General features: G+C 37.3%; 15 protein-coding genes and 1 tRNA gene. All 16 read left to right on the top strand.

Going from position 1 to position 22,492, the window contains the following annotated elements:
* The first annotated feature begins 56 nt into the window (after positions 1-56).
* Positions 57-127, top strand: a tRNA-Trp gene (locus HX004_RS03275).
* Between the two features lie 15 nt (positions 128-142).
* Complete coding sequence (gene secE / locus HX004_RS03270; protein ID WP_002987570.1) at positions 143-340, top strand: preprotein translocase subunit SecE; 198 nt, start codon at positions 143-145, stop codon at positions 338-340.
* 12 nt (positions 341-352) lie between these two features.
* Positions 353-907 carry a transcription termination/antitermination protein NusG gene (gene nusG / locus HX004_RS03265; RefSeq protein ID WP_060874010.1) on the top strand — a complete coding sequence of 185 codons (555 nt, stop codon included), beginning with the start codon at positions 353-355 and terminating at the stop codon, positions 905-907.
* 54 nt (positions 908-961) lie between these two features.
* Complete coding sequence (gene rplK, locus HX004_RS03260) at positions 962-1,399, top strand: 50S ribosomal protein L11 (RefSeq protein ID WP_182626779.1); 438 nt, start codon at positions 962-964, stop codon at positions 1,397-1,399.
* Positions 1,400-1,417: 18 nt separating this feature from the next.
* Positions 1,418-2,107: a 50S ribosomal protein L1 gene (gene rplA / locus HX004_RS03255; RefSeq protein ID WP_286440878.1), complete on the top strand. Its 690-nt coding sequence runs from the start codon at positions 1,418-1,420 to the stop codon at positions 2,105-2,107.
* A 22-nt stretch (positions 2,108-2,129) separates the two neighbouring features.
* Positions 2,130-2,618: a 50S ribosomal protein L10 gene (gene rplJ, locus HX004_RS03250; protein ID WP_286440877.1), complete on the top strand. Its 489-nt coding sequence runs from the start codon at positions 2,130-2,132 to the stop codon at positions 2,616-2,618.
* 85 nt (positions 2,619-2,703) lie between these two features.
* Entirely contained in the window at positions 2,704-3,072 is a 369-nt protein-coding gene (gene rplL, locus HX004_RS03245; protein ID WP_286440876.1) for a 50S ribosomal protein L7/L12, read from the top strand.
* 127 nt (positions 3,073-3,199) lie between these two features.
* Positions 3,200-7,012: a DNA-directed RNA polymerase subunit beta gene (rpoB, locus tag HX004_RS03240; protein ID WP_286440875.1), complete on the top strand. Its 3,813-nt coding sequence runs from the start codon at positions 3,200-3,202 to the stop codon at positions 7,010-7,012.
* Between the two features lie 71 nt (positions 7,013-7,083).
* Positions 7,084-11,379, top strand: coding sequence for a DNA-directed RNA polymerase subunit beta' (gene rpoC / locus HX004_RS03235; RefSeq protein WP_286440874.1), 4,296 nt, complete (start codon positions 7,084-7,086; stop codon positions 11,377-11,379).
* A 3-nt stretch (positions 11,380-11,382) separates the two neighbouring features.
* Positions 11,383-11,694, top strand: coding sequence for a DUF3467 domain-containing protein (locus HX004_RS03230; protein WP_286440873.1), 312 nt, complete (start codon positions 11,383-11,385; stop codon positions 11,692-11,694).
* A 443-nt stretch (positions 11,695-12,137) separates the two neighbouring features.
* Positions 12,138-15,371, top strand: a complete 3,234-nt coding sequence (locus HX004_RS03225; protein WP_286440872.1) for a SusC/RagA family TonB-linked outer membrane protein — start codon at positions 12,138-12,140, stop codon at positions 15,369-15,371.
* 2 nt (positions 15,372-15,373) lie between these two features.
* A complete protein-coding gene (locus tag HX004_RS03220) occupies positions 15,374-16,828 on the top strand; it encodes a SusD/RagB family nutrient-binding outer membrane lipoprotein (RefSeq protein WP_286440871.1) in 1,455 nt (484 codons plus the stop codon).
* A 10-nt stretch (positions 16,829-16,838) separates the two neighbouring features.
* On the top strand, positions 16,839-18,347 hold the full coding sequence (locus HX004_RS03215) for a calcineurin-like phosphoesterase C-terminal domain-containing protein (protein WP_286440870.1): 1,509 nt from the start codon (positions 16,839-16,841) through the stop codon (positions 18,345-18,347).
* Positions 18,348-18,789: 442 nt separating this feature from the next.
* Positions 18,790-19,788, top strand: coding sequence for a pyruvate dehydrogenase (acetyl-transferring) E1 component subunit alpha (gene pdhA, locus HX004_RS03210; protein WP_286440869.1), 999 nt, complete (start codon positions 18,790-18,792; stop codon positions 19,786-19,788).
* Positions 19,789-19,797: 9 nt separating this feature from the next.
* Positions 19,798-21,423 carry a pyruvate dehydrogenase complex dihydrolipoamide acetyltransferase gene (locus tag HX004_RS03205; RefSeq protein WP_286440868.1) on the top strand — a complete coding sequence of 542 codons (1,626 nt, stop codon included), beginning with the start codon at positions 19,798-19,800 and terminating at the stop codon, positions 21,421-21,423.
* 128 nt (positions 21,424-21,551) lie between these two features.
* On the top strand, positions 21,552-22,490 hold the full coding sequence (locus HX004_RS03200; RefSeq protein WP_286440867.1) for a M28 family metallopeptidase: 939 nt from the start codon (positions 21,552-21,554) through the stop codon (positions 22,488-22,490).
* The last annotated feature ends 2 nt before the right edge of the window (positions 22,491-22,492 follow it).

The following is a 22,492-nucleotide window of genomic DNA, read 5'->3' as shown; positions in this document are numbered from 1 at the left end:
TTCTTTAGTATAAATAAATTTTAAAGTCAGCGGGTAACCGCTGACTTTTATAACAAACGGGTGTAGTTCAAGGGTAGAATAGCGGTCTCCAAAACCGTTGATGGGGGTTCGAATCCCTCCACCCGTGCAAAAACAATATAACATGGCAAAGGTATTTAATTACATATCAGAAGCTTTTACAGAACTTAAATCAAATGTAACTTGGTCTCCTTGGGCGGAAGTGCAAAAGTATACTATCGTAATTGCAATTTTTGCAATTGTGTTGGCACTTGCTACTTGGGGAGTGGATAGTTTGTTTGGGGACTTGTTAGGAAAGTTTTATAATTGGATAAGATCATAAGGAGATAATATTATGGCTGATACAAATGTCAAAAAATGGTATGTGGTTCGTGCGGTAAGTGGACAAGAGAATAAGGTTAAGAATTATATCGAAACTGAAATTTCTCGTTTAGGGTTGTCAGACTATCTTTCGCAAGTCTTAGTACCAACTGAAAAAGTGGTGTCTGAGGACAAGAACGGTAAGAAGAAAACAACAGAACGTGTCTATTTTCCAGGCTATGTAATGATTGAGGCTAACTTGACAGGAGAGGTTCCGCATGCTATTAAATCGATAACAGGTGTTATTGGATTCTTAGGAGAAACAAGAGGGGGTGACCCAGTTCCTTTGAGAGAGTCAGAAGTAAATCGCATGTTAGGAAAAGTGGATGAATTAGCAGTTAAAGTTGATTCAGGTACAATTCCTTATGAAGTTGGTGAGTCAGTAAAAGTGACTGATGGTCCATTTAAAGGTTTCGATGCTACCATCGAAAACATAAATGAAGATAAGCGTAAGCTAGAGGTAATGGTGAAGATTTTTGGAAGAAAAACACCTTTAGAATTAAGCTTTACACAAGTAGAAAAAATATAATGTTACATAGACGCATCTTTGCTTCCAAAAGAGATGTGCTAAATTTTTTTAGAAATGGCAAAAGAAATTAGTAAAGTAGTTAAACTACAAGTTAAGGGAGGTGCTGCGAATCCTTCGCCACCGGTTGGACCTGCTTTGGGGGCTGCTGGAGTTAATATCATGGAGTTCTGTAAGCAGTTCAATGCTAGAACACAAGATAAACCCGGTAAAGTTTTACCAGTACAAATTACTGTGTACAAAGACAAATCATTCGAATTTGTTGTTAAAACGCCACCTGCTGCTGTTCAATTATTAGAGGCTGCAAAAGTGAAATCTGGATCTGGTGAGCCTAATAGAAAAAAAGTAGCTAGCGTAACTTGGGAACAAGTACGTGCTATCGCAGAAGACAAAATGCCGGATTTAAACGCATTTACTGTTGAATCAGCGATGTCAATGATCGCGGGTACTGCAAGATCTATGGGTATATCAGTAACAGGAACAGCTCCTTTTTAATTGTAAAAGAAAAAAGAAATGGCAAAATTAACAAAAAAGCAAAAGGAAGCTGCTGCTAAAATTGAGAAAGGTAGATTTTATTCTTTAAAAGAAGGTTCTGCTTTAATTAAAGAAGTTGCTTCTGCAAAATTTGACGAATCTGTTGATATCGCTGTACGTTTGGGTGTAGATCCACGTAAAGCTAATCAAATGGTGCGTGGGGTAGTTACTTTACCACACGGAACTGGAAAAGATGTTAGAGTGTTAGCATTAGTTACTCCAGATAAAGAAGCTGAAGCTACAGCTGCTGGAGCAGACTATGTTGGATTAGATGAGTACCTACAAAAAATTAAAGACGGTTGGACAGATGTTGATGTAATCATCACTATGCCTGCTGTTATGGGTAAATTAGGACCATTAGGACGTGTTTTAGGTCCTAGAGGTTTAATGCCAAACCCTAAAACTGGTACTGTAACTATGGACGTAGCGAAAGCAGTTCAAGAAGTGAAAGCTGGTAAAATCGATTTTAAAGTTGATAAAACTGGAATCGTTCACGCAGGTATTGGAAAAGTATCGTTTAGTGCTGATATGATTCAAGAGAACGCAGCTGAATTGATTCAAACATTAATCAAATTAAAACCAACAGCAGCTAAAGGTACTTATGTTAAGTCTATTCATATATCTAGTACTATGAGCCCTGCTATTGCTTTAGATCCTAAAGCAGTATAATTGGTAGAAAAAATTTTTACGTATGACTAGAGAACAAAAAGCAGTAGCGATAGAAGACATTAAAGGAAAATTAGCAAATGCTAATATCTTTTATATAGCTGATATTTCAGGATTAAATGCAGAGGTTACTACTAACTTGAGAAGAGCTTGTAACAAAGCTGGAATCACTGTAGAAGTAGTTAAGAATACGTTGCTTGCTAAAGCAATGGAATCATCTGAGAGAAACTATGAAGATTTAGCTTCAGTATTAAAAGGAAACAGCGCTATCTTTATTTCGGACGTTGCTAACGGACCGGCTAAAATCATCAAAGACTTTAGAAAGAAAAGCGATATTCCTGCATTAAAAGGAGCTTATATTAACGAAGAAATCTACATTGGTGACAATCAATTAGACGCGTTAGTAGCTATTAAATCTAAAGAGGAAGTTATTGGAGAAATCATCGGATTACTACAATCACCTGCTCAAAGAGTTATCTCAGCTCTACAAAATCAATTCAAAGACGAAGAATAAAAAAAGATTCTTGTGTTTGAATGTTCCATAAACGAACGCACATTAATAAATTATATTTTTACAAATCATTTAAACGATAGAAAAAATGGCAGATTTGAAACAATTCGCAGAACAATTAGTTAACTTAACAGTTAAAGAAGTTAACGAATTAGCAACTATATTAAAAGATGAATACGGAATTGAGCCTGCAGCTGCTGCTGTAGTTGTAGCTGCTGGTGGAGACGCTGGAGCTGCTGAAGAGCAAACTGAATTCACAGTAGTATTAAAAGACGCTGGTGCTTCTAAATTAGCAGTAGTTAAAGCAGTTAAAGAATTAACTGGTTTAGGTCTTAAAGAAGCTAAAGATATTGTTGATTCAGTTCCTGCAAACATCAAAGAAGGTGTTTCTAAAGATGAGGCTGAAGGTCTTAAAAAAGCATTGGAAGAAGCTGGAGCTGTTGTTGAGCTTAAATAAGCTTTTTAACCAAAATATTTTAGGTTTAGGTCTTGAGAGCAATCTCAAAGGCCTAAACCATTTTGCGTATAAAGTGATTTGTACGTAAATCTCATTAAACATTATAAACAAAATTTATTGTCCATTGATGATCACAAATCAGAATGAAAGATTAAATTTTGCCTCTACAAAGAATATTCCTGCATATCCAGATTTCTTGGATATCCAGGTTAAGTCTTTTAAAGATTTCTTTCAGTTAGAAACGAAATCAGAAGAAAGAGGTAATGAAGGTTTATACAATACCTTCATGGAGAACTTCCCGATCACTGATACGAGAAATCAGTTTGTATTGGAGTTTCTTGATTACTTTGTTGATCCTCCTCGCTATTCAATTGAAGAATGTATTGATAGAGGACTAACGTATAGCGTTCCGTTAAAAGCGCGTTTAAAACTGTACTGTACTGACCCTGAACACGAGGATTTTGAAACTATCGTTCAAGATGTGTATTTAGGAACAATACCGTATATGACGCCTAGCGGTACATTCGTAATCAATGGAGCTGAGCGTGTGGTAGTGTCTCAATTGCACCGTTCACCTGGTGTGTTCTTTGGACAGTCATTCCATGCTAATGGAACCAAATTGTATTCGGCGAGAGTAATTCCTTTCAAAGGATCATGGATTGAGTTTGCTACTGATATCAATAGCGTAATGTACGCCTATATTGATAGAAAGAAAAAATTACCTGTTACTACCTTATTCCGTGCTATTGGATTCGAAAGAGACAAGGATATCCTAGAGATTTTCGACTTAGCTGAAGAGGTGAAAGTATCAAAAACAGGGTTGAAAAAATACATCGGACGTCGTCTTGCTGCACGTGTGTTAAATACATGGCACGAGGACTTCGTAGATGAAGATACAGGAGAAGTAGTTTCAATTGAGAGAAATGAGATTATCTTAGACCGTGATACAGTCCTAGATAAAGATAATGTCGAAGAAATCATTGAGGCGAACGTTAAGAATATCCTCCTACATAAAGAAGATAATAATCAGGCAGATTATGCCATCATTCATAATACATTACAGAAGGACCCTACAAACTCTGAAAAAGAGGCTGTAGAGCACATCTACCGTCAGTTGCGTAACGCAGAACCGCCTGATGAGGAAACTGCACGTGGTATTATTGATAAATTATTCTTCTCCGACCAACGTTACAATCTAGGTGAGGTAGGTCGTTACAGAATGAATAAAAAACTTAATCTTGATACCCCAATTGACAAACAGGTATTGACAAAAGAGGATATTATCACTATTGTTAAATACTTGATTGAATTGATTAACTCAAAAGCAGAGATTGATGATATTGACCACTTATCAAACCGTCGTGTACGTACAGTAGGTGAGCAATTGTCAGCTCAATTTGGTGTTGGTTTAGCACGTATGGCTAGAACAATTCGCGAGCGTATGAATGTACGTGACAACGAAGTGTTTACTCCAATCGACTTAATTAACGCGAAGACGTTATCGTCAGTAATTAATTCATTTTTCGGAACAAACCAGTTATCTCAGTTCATGGACCAAACGAATCCATTGGCCGAGATTACACATAAACGCCGTTTATCAGCTTTAGGACCTGGAGGTTTATCTAGAGAAAGAGCTGGTTTCGAGGTGCGTGACGTTCACTATACACACTACGGACGTTTATGTCCTATTGAAACGCCAGAGGGACCAAACATTGGTTTGATCTCATCTCTTGCGGTGTATGCAAAAGTGAATAATATGGGATTCATCGAAACTCCTTACCGTCCAGTTGTTGATGGTAAAGTAGATATCGTAAATAATCCAGTGTATTTAAGTGCTGAAGAAGAAGAAGGAATGTTAATCGCTCAAGCGAACGTTCCGATGGATAACGAAGGAAACATTACAGAAGAACGTGTAGTTGTAAAAGAAGAAGGGGATTTCCCAGTGGTTGAACCGAAAGATTTACACTATACTGACGTTTCTCCGAACCAGATTGCTTCGATTTCAGCGTCATTGATTCCTTTCTTAGAGCACGATGATGCGAACCGTGCGTTGATGGGATCAAACATGATGCGTCAGGCTGTGCCTTTATTACGTGCGGATTCTCCAATCGTAGGTACAGGTTTAGAAAGACAAGTGGCTTCAGATTCACGTGTTTTAATTAATGCTGAAGGTGAAGGTGTTGTTGAGTATGTAGACGCTCAGAAAATTATTATTAAATACGATCGTACGGATGAAGAGCGTTTAATCAGCTTTGATCCAGACGAAAAAGTATATAATCTAATTAAATTTAGAAAAACCAACCAAAGTACTTGTATCAACTTGAAACCTATTGTTCGCAAAGGGGATAGAGTAACAAGAGGACAAGTATTATGTGAAGGATATGCTACACAAAATGGAGAGTTAGCTCTTGGACGTAACTTACAAGTGGCGTTTATGCCATGGAAAGGGTACAACTTCGAGGATGCTATCGTAATTTCAGAAAAAGTAGTGCGTGAAGATATCTTTACATCTATCCATATCGATGACTATACACTTGAAGTACGTGATACTAAATTAGGAAACGAAGAGTTGACTAATGACATCCCGAACGTAAGTGAGGAAGCAACGAAAGACTTAGATGAGAACGGTATGATCCGCATCGGTGCTGAAGTAAAACCAGGAGATATCCTTATTGGTAAAATTACGCCGAAAGGTGAATCTGATCCAACACCAGAAGAGAAGTTATTACGCGCAATCTTCGGTGATAAAGCTGGAGATGTTAAAGATGCATCGTTAAAAGCTTCGCCTTCATTAAGAGGGGTTGTATTAGACAAAAAATTATTTGCAAGAGCTGTAAAAGACAAACGCAAACGCTCTAAAGATAAAGATGATTTAGCTTTACTAGAAACGAAATTCGAAGTGAAGTTCAATGAATTGAAAGATCGTTTGGTTGAAAAATTATTCTTCATCGTGAATGGTAAAACATCTCAAGGTGTATTGAATGATTTAGGAGAGGAAATCTTACCAAAAGGAAAGAAATTCACTCAAAAAATGTTACATGCAGTTGATGATTTCGCTCACTTAACAAAAGGACAATGGACAGTAGATGATGAAACAAACAGTATGATTACTGACTTGATTCACAACTACAAAATTAAGTTGAATGACTTACAAGGTGCTTTACGTAGAGAGAAATTTATGATTACAGTTGGGGATGAATTGCCATCTGGAATTTTAAAACTTGCAAAAGTTTATATTGCTAAAAAACGTAAGTTAAAAGTTGGGGATAAGATGGCAGGACGTCACGGTAACAAAGGTATTGTTGCTAGAATCGTACGCGATGAGGATATGCCATTCTTAGAAGACGGTACGCCAGTGGATATCGTGTTAAACCCATTAGGGGTACCATCTCGTATGAACATTGGTCAGATCTATGAAACTGTATTAGGATGGGCTGGACAAAAATTGGGTAAAAAATATGCTACTCCAATTTTCGACGGTGCTAACTTAGATCAAATCAATGCACTTACAGATGAAGCTGGTATTCCTAGATTTGGACATACTTATTTGTACGATGGAGGAACAGGAGAGCGTTTCCACCAAAGAGCAACAGTAGGAGTTATTTACATGTTGAAATTAGGACACATGGTTGATGATAAGATGCACGCGCGTTCAATCGGACCATACTCTTTAATTACGCAACAACCATTAGGAGGTAAGGCTCAATTTGGTGGTCAGCGTTTTGGAGAGATGGAGGTTTGGGCTCTAGAAGCATACGGAGCATCAAGTACATTACGTGAGATTTTGACGGTAAAATCGGATGACGTTATTGGTAGAGCGAAAACTTACGAAGCTATCGTTAAAGGTGAAACTATGCCAGAACCAGGATTACCTGAATCATTCAATGTATTAATGCATGAATTAAAAGGTCTTGGATTAGACATCAGATTAGAAGAATAAACTATAGATTTTAGAGTAAGCAGTTTTTTGCTGCTTACTCTTTATCATACACTTTAACAAGTAAGTTTACCATGAATAGAAATAAAGAGAAAAATACCGTAAAAAGGTTTAATAAAATCTCAATTGGTTTGGCTTCACCTGAATCGATTCTTGCAGAATCAAGAGGGGAAGTTCTAAAACCAGAAACAATTAACTATCGTACGCATAAACCAGAACGTGATGGTTTATTCTGCGAGCGTATTTTTGGACCTGTAAAGGATTACGAGTGTGCTTGTGGTAAGTATAAAAGAATTCGCTACAAAGGAATCGTTTGTGACCGTTGTGGTGTTGAAGTTACTGAAAAGAAAGTACGTAGAGATAGAGTAGGGCATATCAACCTTGTTGTGCCTATTGCACATATTTGGTATTTCCGTTCTTTACCTAATAAAATTGGTTACATCTTAGGGCTTCCTTCTAAGAAGCTTGATATGATTATTTACTACGAGCGATACGTAGTAATTCAACCAGGTATTGCAAAAAATGCTGAGGGTGAACCATTAAATCGCCTTGATTTCTTGACAGAAGAAGAGTATTTGAATATTGCGGATTCTCTTCCAATGGAAAATCAATTCTTAGATGATAATGATCCAAATAAATTCATCGCTAAAATGGGTGCTGAATGTATTATGGACTTATTAGCGACGACAGATTTAGATCAATTGTCTTATACTTTGCGTCACGCAGCTAATAATGAAACATCTAAACAAAGAAAAACTGAAGCATTAAAACGCCTTCAAGTGGTTGAGGCTTTCCGTGAGTCAAATGAGAATCGCGAGAATAGACCGGAATGGATGATCTTAAAAGTAATTCCTGTTATTCCACCTGAATTGCGTCCATTAGTGCCATTAGATGGTGGTCGTTTTGCAACGTCGGATTTGAATGACTTATATCGTCGTGTGATTATCCGTAACAACCGTTTAAAACGATTAATGGAAATCAAAGCTCCTGAAGTAATCTTGCGTAACGAAAAACGTATGCTTCAAGAGGCTGTAGATTCACTATTTGACAACACAAGAAAATCTTCTGCTGTTAAAACTGAATCGAACCGTCCATTAAAATCATTGTCTGATTCATTAAAAGGTAAACAAGGGCGTTTCCGTCAAAACTTACTAGGTAAACGTGTGGATTATTCTGCTCGTTCGGTAATTGTCGTTGGACCTGAATTGAAATTATACGAATGTGGATTGCCAAAAGACATGGCAGCTGAACTTTACAAACCTTTCGTAATCCGTAAATTGATTGAAAGAGGTATCGTAAAAACAGTAAAATCTGCTAAGAAAATTATTGATAAGAGAGAACCTGTGGTTTGGGATATCTTAGAAAACGTAATTAAAGGACACCCAGTTCTATTGAACCGTGCCCCTACATTACACCGTTTAGGTATTCAAGCGTTCCAACCAAAATTGATTGAAGGTAAAGCGATTCAGTTACACCCGTTAGTGTGTACGGCGTTCAATGCCGATTTCGATGGTGACCAGATGGCCGTTCACTTACCGTTAGGGCCTGAAGCAATCTTGGAATCTCAATTGTTAATGTTGGCTTCGCACAATATCTTGAACCCTGCGAATGGTGCGCCTATCACGGTACCTTCTCAAGACATGGTACTTGGTCTATATTATATGACTAAGTTACGTAAGTCTACACCGGAAGAAATCGTAAAAGGTGAAGGATTGACCTTCTACTCTGTTGAGGAAGTACACATCGCAATCAACGAAGGGAAACTTGACTTGAATGCTGGGGTAAAAGTACGTGCTAAAGATTATAACGAAAAAGGTGAATTAGCGTATAGAATTATTGAAACTACTGCTGGACGTATCTTGTTTAACGAGGTAGTTCCTGAAAAAGCAGGGTATATCAATGAGGTATTAACGAAAAAATCACTACGTGATATTATTGGAGGTATTTTAGCTACAACTGACGTACCTACAACAGCTGCATTCTTAGATGATATCAAAGGAATGGGGTATGGTTACGCTTTCCGTGGAGGATTGTCATTCAGTTTGGGTGATATTATCGTTCCAGAGAAGAAACAAGATTTGATTGATGATGCAAACCAACAAGTAGATCATATTACAATGAACTATAACATGGGGCTTATCACAAATAATGAGCGTTACAACCAAGTTATTGACGTTTGGACATCGACAAATGCTATGTTGACTGAATTAGCGATGAAGAACATTCGCGAAGATAAACAAGGATTTAACTCAGTATACATGATGTTGGATTCTGGAGCGAGGGGTTCTAAGGAGCAGATTCGTCAGTTAACAGGTATGCGTGGTTTGATGGCTAAGCCGAAAAAATCAACAGCAGGTGGTGGTGAAATTATCGAAAACCCGATTCTTTCTAACTTTAAAGAAGGTTTATCGATTTTAGAGTATTTCATTTCTACGCACGGTGCTCGTAAAGGTCTTGCGGATACGGCGTTAAAAACAGCGGATGCTGGATATTTAACTCGTCGTCTACATGACGTTGCACAAGATGTTATCGTTAACTCAGTAGATTGTGGAACTTTAAGAGGTATTGATGTATTGCCATTAAAGAAAAACGAAGAGGTAATTGAAACATTAGGGGAAAGAGTATTAGGACGTGTTGCGTTAAATAACGTAGTAAATCCATTAAACTCTGAAGTAATTGTTGGTGCTGGTGAGGAAATCACAGAAGCTATTGCTAAAGCAATCAACGCTGCTCCTATTGAGTCAGTTGAAGTTCGTTCTCCATTAACTTGTGAGGCTAAGGTAGGTATCTGTGCAAAATGTTACGGACGTAACTTAGCTACGGCTAGAATGGTTCAAAAAGGGGAAGCTGTAGGAGTAGTTGCTGCTCAATCAATTGGGGAGCCTGGTACACAGTTAACATTGAGAACGTTCCACGTAGGGGGTACGGCTGGTAATATTTCTGAAACATCTACAATCAATGCTAAATTCAAAGGTCGTTTAGAGATCGAAGAGCTTAGAACAGTTGAAGGTGAAGATCACGAAGGAAAAGCAATCAACATCGTAATCTCTCGTTCTACAGAGGTGAAATTGTATGATCCAAATACAGGAATTTTGTTAACAACAAACAATATCCCTTATGGTTCTACAATCTATGTAAATGACGGTGATGTGGTTGAAGAAGGAGCTATGATCTGTAAATGGGACCCTTATAACGGTGTAATCGTTTCTGAGTTCACAGGTAAAGTTGCTTATGAAGATATCGAACAAGGACAAACGTTCATGGTTGAAATCGATGAGCAAACAGGTTTCCAAGAGAAAGTAATTAGCGAATCAAGAAACAAAAAATTAATTCCTACTTTATTAATTTACGGTAAAGATGGTGAGTTAATTCGTTCATACAACTTACCAGTAGGTTCTCACTTAATGGTAAACGATGGGGAGAAAATTAAAGCTGGTAAAGTATTAGTTAAGATTCCTCGTCACACCTCAAAAGCAGGGGATATTACAGGAGGTTTACCTCGTATTACAGAGCTTTTAGAAGCGCGTAATCCGTCGAATCCAGCTGTAGTTTCTGAAATTGATGGGGTTGTATCTTTCGGTAAAGTGAAGAGAGGTAACAGAGAGATCGTAGTGGAATCTAGAACAGGCGATGTAAGAAAGTATTTAGTTAAACTTTCAAACCAAATCTTAGTTCAAGAGAATGACTTCGTAAGAGCTGGTGTACCTTTATCAGATGGAGCAATTACTCCAGACGATATTTTACGTATCCAAGGACCTTCTGCTGTACAGCAGTACTTAGTAAACGAGATCCAAGAGGTTTACCGTTTACAAGGGGTAAAAATTAATGACAAACACTTCGAGGTTGTTATTAGACAGATGATGCGTAAAGTTCAAATTCAAGATCCAGGAGATACGTTGTTCTTAGAAGATCAGTTGGTTCACACAAGCGACTTTATCGTTGAAAACGATCGTTTATTCGGTATGAAAGTGGTTGTGGATGCAGGTGAATCTGAGAACTTGAAAGAAGGACAAATTGTTTCTATGCGTGAATTACGCGATGAGAACTCCTTGTTGAAACGCGAAGATAAAAACTTAGTAATTTCTAGAGATGTAATGCCAGCTACTGGTACTCCAATTCTACAAGGTATTACTAGAGCTTCATTACAGACGAAGTCATTCATCTCTGCAGCGTCGTTCCAGGAAACAACAAAAGTGTTAAACGAAGCAGCTGTAGCTGGTAAGATTGATACATTGATGGGATTAAAAGAAAACGTAATTGTTGGACATAGAATCCCTGCTGGTACAGGTATGCGTGAGTATGAAAGTATCATCGTTTCTTCTAACGAAAATGGAGATTTATTAACGCAAGAACAAGAGTTAAATTTCTAAACTATGGCTGAAGAACAAAATAACTTCAACATTGAATTGGATGAAGTAACGGCAGAAGGAACGTATTCAAATCTGGCAATAATCAATCATTCAAATACGGAGTTTGTTGTCGATTTTGTGAACATTATGCCAGGTGTACCAAAAGCAAAAGTGAAGTCGAGAATCATCTTAACTCCACAACATGCAAAGAGACTTTTACAAGCGCTGCAAGATAATATCAACAGGTTTGAACAGTCTAATGGAGAAATCAGAGATTATGAATCAAGTAATAACTCAATGCCTCCGATTAATTTTGGTCCCAAAGGAGATGCTTAATTAGCGCTATATAAAGAGAAGCCTCGCACGAAAGTGTGAGGCTTTTTTTGTTGGATCTCTTTTCTTGAATGACGTTTTTGATCTTTGCGTATTTAACTATTTCTTGATGTTGACGTAATGTTGAAGCTTCTTCCGTTGTATTGTTAGCTTATTGTTATGATTCTCGAATATAGACTCCTTCTTTTTTTCTTTAAATCTTTAGTAAATGAAATGTAAGTTGTGCAAGAGTAGTGCTTGATTTTCAACTCCTGATCTTGCTGTTTTTTTAAAAAGAAGAATGGTTTTGAACTAAAAAACCGATATAGAAATAAGGAGATAGCTCCTAATTTACATAACTGAAATTTCACATGACTTAACTATAGCTTAATTTGATTTTATTGTGCTTGAGCGTGTAATTGATTTGTTTTGTCGGTATAAAAACTAATTAATTACTCAACCTTAGTATGAAAAAAAATCAGCGCAGTACGAGAAGCCTTATTTTTTTACTTGGTGCTTTTGTCTTTTCTTCTTTTTCTCATCTTTATGCAGAAGAAAAAAATGCACTAACCTCTAAACTTGCCACATTAAATACACAACAATCCGTTATTAAAGGAAAAGTTGTAGACCAACAAAATTTAGAATTACCAGGAGCTATTATTCGAAATAAAACAACGGGTAAAATTGTTCAATCAGATCTAAAAGGAGAATTTAGCTTGCCTTATGTTGATTTAAAGTCAACGATTTTAGAAGTTTCTTTTTTAGGGTTCGAAACAAAAACCATTCAGGTGAATGATCTTTCTTTTGTGACCATTCAGTTGAAAGAATCGAATAGTATGCTAAACGAAGTTGTTGTTACGGCTTTGGGAATTAAAAGAGAAGAAAAACAATTGGGATATTCTCAGCAAACGCTGAATGGAGAAGAGTTAAATCACGCTCGTTCTAATAATTGGTCGGATGAATTAAAAGGGAAAGTAGCAGGTATGACGATGTTGTCTTCTAATTCAGGTCCCATGAACTCTACACAGATAAAATTGAGAGGCGATCGTTCCATAAACCTAGGAGCAAATGGAGCGTTGATTGTTGTGGATGGAGTTATTGTGGGTGGAGATTTGTGGTCTAATGGTGCTGATACCGCTTATATTGGCGATGATGCTCCAGTAGATTATGGAAATGGAATTGCGGATTTAAATCCCGACGATATTGAGAGTATTACTGTTTTAAAAGGACCGGGGGCTGCGGCTCTATACGGATCGCGTGCTGGAAATGGAGTGTTGATGATTACGACTAAATCAGGAAAGAATAAAAATAAAGGATTGGGAATTAGTTTTAATTCCAACGTCAGCTTAGACGTTATTCAACATTGGCCAGATTATCAATATCAATACGGACAAGGAACGGGAAAATCATTCAATAAAGCAGGGGATCTTTTTTATTCGTATGGAGCTTCCGAAGATGGTGCAAATACGGGTAGTACAAGTAGCGCATTCGGACCTAAATTCGATGGGCAATCCTATTTTCAATATGATCCAGAAACAGAAGGACAAGGAGCTGAACGTACGCTATGGAGGCCTTATAAAAACAATATTAAAGATTTTTGGAGAACGGGTATTACCACTACCAATACGTTAGGACTCTCTGGAGGTAATGATAAAGGGAATATTCGAGCTACTATTACGCATTCAAAAAATGAGTGGATCATGCCGAATACAGGTTTTGATCGAACAACAATCTCCACCAAAGCAAAATACGAAGTTGCAAAAGGCGTTACCGTAAATTCGAGTGTAAGTTATAGCAATAGAAGCAGTGATAATTTACCCGGTACTGGATATGGAAACCACACCATCAGCTATTTTATGATTTTTCAAAATCCAAACGTGGATTTGGCGTGGTATCGACCAATATGGAAAAAAGATAAAGAGCAATTGGAACAAATACACCCTTTTAGTTCGTATATCGAAAATCCCTACTTAATCGCATATGAAACGACAAATGCCGTAAATGCCAATACTTTAGTTGGAAGTTTATCGACAGATATTGATTTAGCTCCAAAATTTAAATTAATGCTGAGAGGAACAGTAAATTCTAGAGGAGATAAACGCGAGGAACGCAGGCCTTTTAACACAACGAAATTTGGAGAAGGCTATTTTAAAACACAGCAAATTAATTTTACGGAAGTCAATACTGATTTCTTATTGAGCTATACGGAAGATAAGAAGGATATTTTTAACTATGGATTATCTGTAGGAGGAAATATGCGTAATTCTAAGTGGCATAGCAATGCGAGCTGGGTTAATGGATTGGTAACTCCAGGAGTCTATATGATTGCCAATGGAAAGGATAAACCCAGTACTAAAGTATCAGACGAAAACCTAAAGGTAAATTCCCTTTATGGAATGGCTTCTGTAGGATATAAAAATATGATCTTTTTAGATGGTACGGTTCGAAATGATTGGTCAAGTACATTGCAAGAAGCCAATTGGTCTTTTATGTATGCTTCTGTAAATGCGAGTTTCGTTTTGAGTGATATATTCGTTTTACCACAAGCAATTGATTATTCTAAATTGCGTTTCTCTTACGCTGATGTCGGAAATGGAACGTCTCCTTATAAGACAAAGTTGTATTATGAAAATAGCGAATTCCCAAGTTCAGCTACTTCTCCAACAACGTTGCATAATATCGATTTAAAACCTGAAGGAACAACGAGTTTTGAGCTGGGATACGAACATAAGATGTTTAAAAATAGGTTAGGTTTTGACGTTACATTGTATGAAACCAAAACGAAGAACCAATTAATCACGGTGCCTTTAAATTTTGTAACAGGATATTCTAAAGCCAATGTCAATGCAGGAACAGTGAGAAATCAGGGAATTGAAATTGTTTTGAATGCTACACCTGTAAAAACACAATCGTTCAGTTGGAATACCACTTTAAACTGGGCGAAGAACAAAAATAAAATTTTATCCCTATCTCCAGACTTAGAAGGAGGTGACCAACAGGTATTGGCAGAATCTGGAACAGCTCAGATTATTGGAAAAGTAGGGGGAACGACAGGAGATTTATATGGGTATAAATTTGTTCGCAATGATCAAGGTCAGATTATCTATACCGATAAAGGCTTACCAGAACAATCGAAGGAGATTGAATACATCGGTAATGCTTATGCAGATTGGACTGCAGGTTGGGTGAATACCTTTAAATACAAAAATGTGACCTTGAGTTTTACTTTGGATGGTTCTTATGGAGGAAAGGTTTATTCTCAAACTCATCACAAAATGTCAGAACAAGGAAAATTAGGACATACCTTATATGGACGTGAACAAGGCTTTATTATTGGAGAAGGGGTTGTTCGAAATGGTGATGGAACATTTGCTCCAAATACGACAAAAGTGAATCCTGCGGATTACTATGCGGAATACTACAGAAGAGCTAATCTAGAGTCTAATACTTTTGATGCTTCTTATTTAAAACTAAGAGATATCAGTATCGAATACAACTTCCCAAAACCAGTATTAGATAAGCTAAAAATGACAAAATTATCCGTTTCTGTATTTGGAAGAAACTTAGCAACGTTAACAAGTTTCCCCATTTTTGATCCAGAAACAGCCGCTTTAAATGGAGGATCGATGATGCCTGGTGTTGAGATGGGACAGATGCCTTCTCCCGCTACTTATGGGTTTAATCTTAAATTAGAATTTTAATCATGCGAAAATATAAATTACTATCCTTACTAAGCTTGAGTTTGTTGACTGCTGTAGCTTTTCAAGTTACAAGCTGTACCAATGACTTTGAAGATACCAATACAGATCCAAATCGACTGCAAGAAATAAGTCCAGGAACGTTGTTAAATCCTTTAATTTACGAAGTGGCAACAAGTAATATGTATCGAAGCTGGTCATACAACAGCGAATTAATGCAAGATATCTTGACTTTCCCACAGACATCTTATGGAATTCAACATTATAATCTATCAGATAATATAGGTTCCGCTTCATGGAATACCTATTATAGATGGATGAAAACAGCCAAAGATATTGAGGCAGCAGCAGTACGAGTAAAAGATGCTAATTATGAAGCAATCGGAATTACGATGCGCGTTTGGATGGCAGCCAATTTAGTTGATCTATTTGGAGATGTTCCTTATTTTGATGCAGGTAAGGGAGGAGAAGGAGTAATCTATCCTGCCTTTGATGATCAAGAAGCCATATACGATAGTTTGTTTGCCGATTTAGAGCGAGCAAATGAGTTATATGACAGCAAGAAAGGGATGATTTATTATCAAGATATTTTGTTTAATAACGATATTGCTAAATGGCAGAAATTCACAAACAGCTTACACTTGCGTTTGTTGTTGCGTATCTCAAATAAAGCCAATAAGGAGGCTTATCCTAAAATGGTAGCTATGTTGGGTAATCCTGCAAAATATCCTATTATCACAAAGGTAGAAGAAGAAGCTACACTTTTAATTACGGGAGTAAATCCTAATATATCACCTTGGAGCCGCATACAGGATTTTACTTTGAGTCGAAAAATGGCAAGTTTTTTCATTGATAACTTGAATGAATTTAAAGATCCTCGTCTACCTGTTTTTGCTACACAGGCAACAAGAATGGAAAATCAGAAGAAAGTGAACATTGGCTATAAGGGAATTCCAAGTGCTTTTGAAGGGTCAGATGGTCAATTTGACTATGAAGCTTCAACTTTGAATAATAAAATGGCGGCCAATCCAACTAAAACAGCAATCCTGACTTATGCGGAAGTGCTTTTTATCCAAGCAGAATTAGCGCAAAAAGGATATTTAACTGGGGCGGAGGATTTCTATAAAAAAGGGGTTCAAGCAGCAATGGATTTTTATGCTGTAGCAATGCCTAATGATTATTTCGACAATCCAGCTACTGCTTATGATGGTTCTCTAGAGCGTATTTTACTGCAAAAGTACTATGCATTATACATGAATGATTATCAACAGTGGTTTGAATATAAGCGCACAGGTTTTCCTAAATTACCCAAAACAAAGACTATGATGAATAATGGGGTTATGCCTTCGCGTTTTCCTTATCCATTGGATATTCGAACAAAAAACAAAACAAATTACGAGAAGCAGATACAGAAGATGGGTGGAGATGATATCAATATTAAAATTTGGTGGCAAAATTAAAGGGTGAACAATGAATTCTAGACGTAATTTTTTGAAAAATGTAGCGCTAACAGCGGGAGCAGCTACGTTATTACCCCTTCAACAATCCACAGCAGGGATTTTAGATTCAACAGCTTGGGCGAATGAAGGTTTAGAAGATTTAAAGAGTGTAACTGTATCAGGAAAAGTTAGTGTACAAGGAAAGGGAATTGCTAATGTGGTGGTATCAGATGGGTACAGTGTAGTGAAAACAGATGCAGGGGGAAGATATACTTTTCAAAGTGCATTTCAATCGAGTTTTGTCTTTCTTTCCTTGCCTTCAGGGTATGTAATAGAAAGACAAGCGAATGGTTCAGCTGCACTGTATCAAAAAATAAATAAGCAAAAAAACACGAGTACGCACCATTTCGATTTACAATTAGCCAAGGAATCAGATCATACCCATCATTTTATTGTTTGGGCGGATCCGCAAATTCAAAAAGAAGAAGAAGCGGATTTGTTGTTGAGCGAAACGGTTCCTGACACGATAGAGACCATTAAAAGTTTGAAAAGCTCCCATGTATTTGGTGTAGGTTGTGGAGATTTGATTTGGGATCAACACCAATTGTCTTCCAAGTACAATCAAGCCGTACAACAAACGAATATTCCCTTCTTTCAAGTATTTGGAAATCACGATGCAGATTTAGAACAACGCAGTGACGAAAAATCAACGACTACATTCAGTGGGATGTATGGTCCTCAGTATTATTCTTTTAATCGAGGATTAGTGCATTATATCGTTTTGAATGATGTGTTCTTTATCGGAAAAGACAAAGAGTATATCGGTTATGTGACAGAAAATCAACTAACGTGGCTAGAAAAGGATCTACAGTTTGTGCCTAAAGGATCTACAGTGGTGGTGTTTCAGCATATTCCATCGTTTACTAGACATTTTGAACGTCATCCTGAAGAGAAATCACTAGGAGCCATGGTGAGTAATCGAAAGTATTTGTACAAATTATTAGAACCATATCGCGCACATTTGATGTCAGGGCATACCCATTTTAATGAAAATGTTATTCTCAGTGAAAATTTATATGAACACTGCCACGGAACGGTTTGTGGCGCGTGGTGGAGTGGGCCCATTTGCCAAGATGGAACACCAAGTGGATATGGTGTTTACCACGTAGAAGGAAATGATATTAGCTGGTATTATAAAGGGACAGGTTTATCCAAAGATACTCAGTTTCGCGTTTACAGAAAAGGGGAGCATCCCGATTACCCAACCAATTGGAGTGTAAATATTTGGAATTGGGATGAACAATGGAAAGCGGTATGGTTGGAAGATGGAGTAGAAAAAGGAGCCTTAGTACGCATTCGAACTAAAGATCCACTGAGTATCCAATTGCATGAGGGACCAAAATTACCCGTAAAGCGAAAATGGGTAGAACCCGATCTGACGGATCATCTATTTTTATTTAACCCTTCAGAACAAGCAAAAGAAATCACTGTTGTTGTGACCGATCGTTTCGGAAACAGATATACTGAAGTAATTACCTAATTTATATTTTATTTTAAGCGTGAGTTGAGCCCTTCGAAGAGATAATCTCTAGAGGGGTTCCTTTTTTATAGGATAAACTAGAAGAGGTAAATTAGAATAAAGTGAGGATGTACGGAGGAGAGTCTTGGGAGTAAATTTTAGAAAAAGAATATAGTTGTGGATTCTAGCTACATCTTTCGTATAAAAAGAAGAAAACAGCTGTGAAAAATGAGTTCAAAGGCAAGTTGGAACACTATATTTGTAGTAGTGTTAAGGAGATATGTTTAACTAATATTAAATATTTTCTTAAAAAATATAAAGAATAATATCCATAATTTAAAATACTTCAAATAAATTTTTCAATCTAAAGTAGATGTGCTATTTTTGCCTTTCCACAGTATAGTGGGTATTTAGCAAAGTCTGTATTTAGAGTAGCTGATCTACTCATGAAAAGTAAAGTCATATGAAAGAAATTACAAAAGAAGTTTATCTAAAGTGGTATGAAGACATGCTATTTTGGAGAAAGTTTGAAGACAAACTTGCCGCTTTATATATTCAACAAAAAGTAAGAGGATTCTTACATTTATATAATGGGCAAGAAGCGGTTTTGGCTGGAGCTTTACACGCAATGGATTTGTCAAAAGACAAAATGATTACAGCATACAGAAATCACGTACAACCAATCGGGTTGGGTGTAGACCCACGAAGAATCATGGCAGAGTTATTAGGAAAAGGAACAGGAACTTCTCAAGGTTTGGGAGGATCTATGCACATCTTTTCTAAAGAACATAACTTCTATGGCGGACATGGAATTGTAGGTGGACAAATTCCTTTGGGAGCTGGATTAGCATTTGCAGATAAATATTTTGATAGAAAAGCAGTAACGATGTGTTACTTTGGGGATGGTGCAGCACGTCAAGGATCATTGCATGAGACGTTCAATATGGCAATGAACTGGAAATTACCTGTAGTATTCATTATTGAAAACAATGGATATGCAATGGGTACTTCTGTAGAGCGTACAGCAAACCATTCAGAAATCTGGAAATTGGGATTAGGATACGAAATGCCTAGTGGACCAGTGGATGGAATGAATCCTGTAAAAGTAGCAGAGGCTATGTACGAAGCAATCGAAAGAGCGCGTCGTGGAGATGGACCTACGTTACTAGAAATGAAAACATACCGATATAGAGGTCACTCAATGTCAGATGCTCAACATTACCGTACAAAAGAAGAGGTAGAAGAGTACAAAAAAATCGATCCAATTACACAAGTTTTAGATGTAATTAAAGCAAATGGCTACGCTACAGAAAGCGAAATTGAAGCAATGGATCAACGCGTGAAAGACTTAGTATCTGAATGTGAGAAATTCGCTGAAGAATCTCCATTCCCTGAGTTGAACGTAATGTACGACGTAGTGTACGAACAAGAGAATTACCCTTTTTTACCTCATAGATTATAATAAAATAATATGGCAGAAGTAATTACAATGCCACGCTTAAGCGACACCATGACAGAAGGTGTTGTTGCAGCTTGGTTAAAGAAAGTTGGAGATAAGATTTCTGAAGGAGATATCCTTGCTGAAATCGAAACGGACAAAGCAACAATGGAATTTGAATCTTTCTATGAAGGAACATTGTTATACATTGGATTACAAGAAGGGGAAGCTGCTCCAGTTGACTCGCTTCTTGCTATTATTGGAAAAGAAGGTGAAGATATTTCTGCTTTACTTGGTGGAGGTACTGCTCCTGTTGCTGAAAAAGTAGCAGAAGTTGAAGCTCCTAAAGTAGAGGAAAAAACAACGCCTGCTGCGCCTGCTATTCCTGCAGGGGTAAAAATTATCACAATGCCTCGTTTAAGTGATACTATGACTGAGGGAACGGTGGCTAGTTGGCTTAAAAAAGTAGGAGATAAAATCGAAGAAGGCGATATTTTAGCTGAGATTGAGACGGATAAAGCAACAATGGAATTTGAGGCTTTCGAATCAGGAACGCTATTGTACGTTGGTATACAAGAAGGAGAATCAGCACCGATTGATAGCGTATTGGCTATCTTAGGACCTGCTGGTACAGATGTTTCTGCAATCGTGGAAGGAGCTAAAAATGGTGGAGTTGCAACAACAGTTGCTGAAGCATCAGCAGAGGCACCTAAAGCAGCAGAATCAACTGCAGCAGCTGTAGTAACAGAAACTGTAACAGGAGGACGAGTATTCGTTTCACCTTTAGCTAAAAAAATAGCAGAAGAGAAAGGAATTAACTTGACACAAGTGAAAGGTAGTGGAGAAAATGGTCGTATTATCAAACGCGACGTTGAAAACTTCGTGCCTGCAGCACAAGCTCCTGCCCAAACAGCTGCACCAGTTGCACAAGCAACGGCTACAGTAGCAGCAGTGCAACCATTTATTCCTGCTGGAGAAGTAAGCTTTGAAGAAGTGAAAAACTCTCAGATGCGTAAAACAATTGCACGTCGTTTAGCAGAATCTAAATTTACGGCTCCTCATTATTACTTAACGATCGAAATTGACATGGATAACGCCATGACTTCTCGTAAGTTGATTAATGAATTGCCAGATACAAAAGTATCGTTTAACGATATGGTGGTTAAAGCATGTGCGATGGCTTTGCGTAAACACCCACAAGTAAATACACAGTGGACGGATAATGCTACCATTTACAATCACCACATCAATGTTGGAGTTGCTGTAGCAGTAGAAGATGGATTAGTTGTACCTGTATTGCCTTTTACAGATCAAATGTCGTTAACTCACATCGGATCAAAAGTGAAAGAATTAGCGGGTAAAGCGAAAACGAAAAAGTTAACGCCTGCTGAAATGGAGGGTAGTACGTTTACTGTTTCTAACTTAGGAATGTTCGGAATCCAGTCGTTTACTTCGATTATCAACCAACCAAACTCTGCAATTTTATCTGTAGGTGCTATTGTTGAAAAACCAGTAGTGAAAAACGGACAGATTGTAGTAGGGAATACGATGACTGTTACTTTGGCTTGTGATCACAGAACTGTAGATGGCGCTACAGGAGCACAATTCTTACAAACGCTAAAAAGTTATATTGAAAACCCAGTTACTATGTTGGCGTAATCAAAAAAATATAGAATTGACAAAAAAATGCCTGCAATTTGCAGGCATTTTTTTGTTTTTTTACTATTACTTTCTTTTATAACACTGTAAAATAGCAAGGTATTTTGTATTTTTGAGGCATGTTTAAAATGAAATACTTTAGTTTTTTAGTAGCGATTTTAGCTACTTCTTGTAGTGTCTCTTCTAAGTTGTCAAATGAACAACAAGAAGAAGTTTCTGCAGTGAAAATTCATACGACATTAAATTATTTGGCGTCGGATGAATTATTAGGTAGAGACTCGGGGCATGAAGGGAATGTGAAAGCAGCTACTTATTTAGCGAATGAGTTGACAGCGTATGGGATTGAACCTTACTATGCAAATTATGAAGATAAACTGAAAGACATAGAAAACACGTGGAATGTAATAGGTGTAATTCCTGGGCATGATCCAAAACTAAAAAAGGAAATAGTCGTTTTAGGCGCCCATTACGATCACATTGGCATCCAAGAACCAGTAGACGGAGATTCGATTGCCAATGGAGCCAATGACAATGCTTCTGGCGTAAGTATCTTGTTAGAACTAGCGAGAAATCTTGCACAAAAGGAAATGAAGCGAACGGTTTTAGTTTGTTTCTTTACAGCAGAAGAATTAGGACTTTTGGGTTCTCAGCATTTGGCTAATCGCTTGAAGGAAGAGCATGCAAATGTGGTCATGATGCTGAATTTTGAAATGTTAGGAGTCCCTATGCAACGCGATTATGTCACTTTTATTACGGGATATGATCAAAGTAATTTAGCAACAAAAATAAATGAAATAGCAGGTGAAAATTTAGCAGGACGATTTGAAGATGCGGAAAAAATGCAATTGTTTATGCGTTCGGATAATTATCCTTTTTATCTAGCTTATAAAATACCTAGTCAAACCTTTAGTTCTTCTGATTTTGAGAACTTCAAATACTATCATCACGTCAAGGATGAAGCGCATTTGATGGACGTGACGTTTATGACGACGCTAACTAAAAAATTTGTTCCTGTCGTAGAAAAATTGATTAACTTACCTTCTGGTGAAATTAGATTGAAAAATTAAAA

This window comes from Myroides sp. 1354 (assembly GCF_030324495.1).
GTDB lineage: Bacteria > Bacteroidota > Bacteroidia > Flavobacteriales > Flavobacteriaceae > Flavobacterium.
Note: the sequence above shows the minus strand (reverse complement) of the source record. Positions and strands in the feature narration are given on the sequence as shown.

Bases quoted from the DNA above. Each gene is read 5' to 3' on its own strand.
- secE (WP_002987570.1), top strand. From the start codon at position 143: ATGGCAAAGGTATTTAATTACATATCAGAAGCTTTTACAGAACTTAAA.
- nusG (WP_060874010.1), top strand. From the start codon at position 353: ATGGCTGATACAAATGTCAAAAAATGGTATGTGGTTCGTGCGGTAAGT.
- rplK (WP_182626779.1), top strand. From the start codon at position 962: ATGGCAAAAGAAATTAGTAAAGTAGTTAAACTACAAGTTAAGGGAGGT.
- rplA (WP_286440878.1), top strand. From the start codon at position 1,418: ATGGCAAAATTAACAAAAAAGCAAAAGGAAGCTGCTGCTAAAATTGAG.
- rplJ (WP_286440877.1), top strand. From the start codon at position 2,130: ATGACTAGAGAACAAAAAGCAGTAGCGATAGAAGACATTAAAGGAAAA.
- rplL (WP_286440876.1), top strand. From the start codon at position 2,704: ATGGCAGATTTGAAACAATTCGCAGAACAATTAGTTAACTTAACAGTT.
- rpoB (WP_286440875.1), top strand. From the start codon at position 3,200: ATGATCACAAATCAGAATGAAAGATTAAATTTTGCCTCTACAAAGAAT.
- rpoC (WP_286440874.1), top strand. From the start codon at position 7,084: ATGAATAGAAATAAAGAGAAAAATACCGTAAAAAGGTTTAATAAAATC.
- HX004_RS03230 (WP_286440873.1), top strand. From the start codon at position 11,383: ATGGCTGAAGAACAAAATAACTTCAACATTGAATTGGATGAAGTAACG.
- HX004_RS03225 (WP_286440872.1), top strand. From the start codon at position 12,138: ATGAAAAAAAATCAGCGCAGTACGAGAAGCCTTATTTTTTTACTTGGT.
- HX004_RS03220 (WP_286440871.1), top strand. From the start codon at position 15,374: ATGCGAAAATATAAATTACTATCCTTACTAAGCTTGAGTTTGTTGACT.
- HX004_RS03215 (WP_286440870.1), top strand. From the start codon at position 16,839: ATGAATTCTAGACGTAATTTTTTGAAAAATGTAGCGCTAACAGCGGGA.
- pdhA (WP_286440869.1), top strand. From the start codon at position 18,790: ATGAAAGAAATTACAAAAGAAGTTTATCTAAAGTGGTATGAAGACATG.
- HX004_RS03205 (WP_286440868.1), top strand. From the start codon at position 19,798: ATGGCAGAAGTAATTACAATGCCACGCTTAAGCGACACCATGACAGAA.
- HX004_RS03200 (WP_286440867.1), top strand. From the start codon at position 21,552: ATGAAATACTTTAGTTTTTTAGTAGCGATTTTAGCTACTTCTTGTAGT.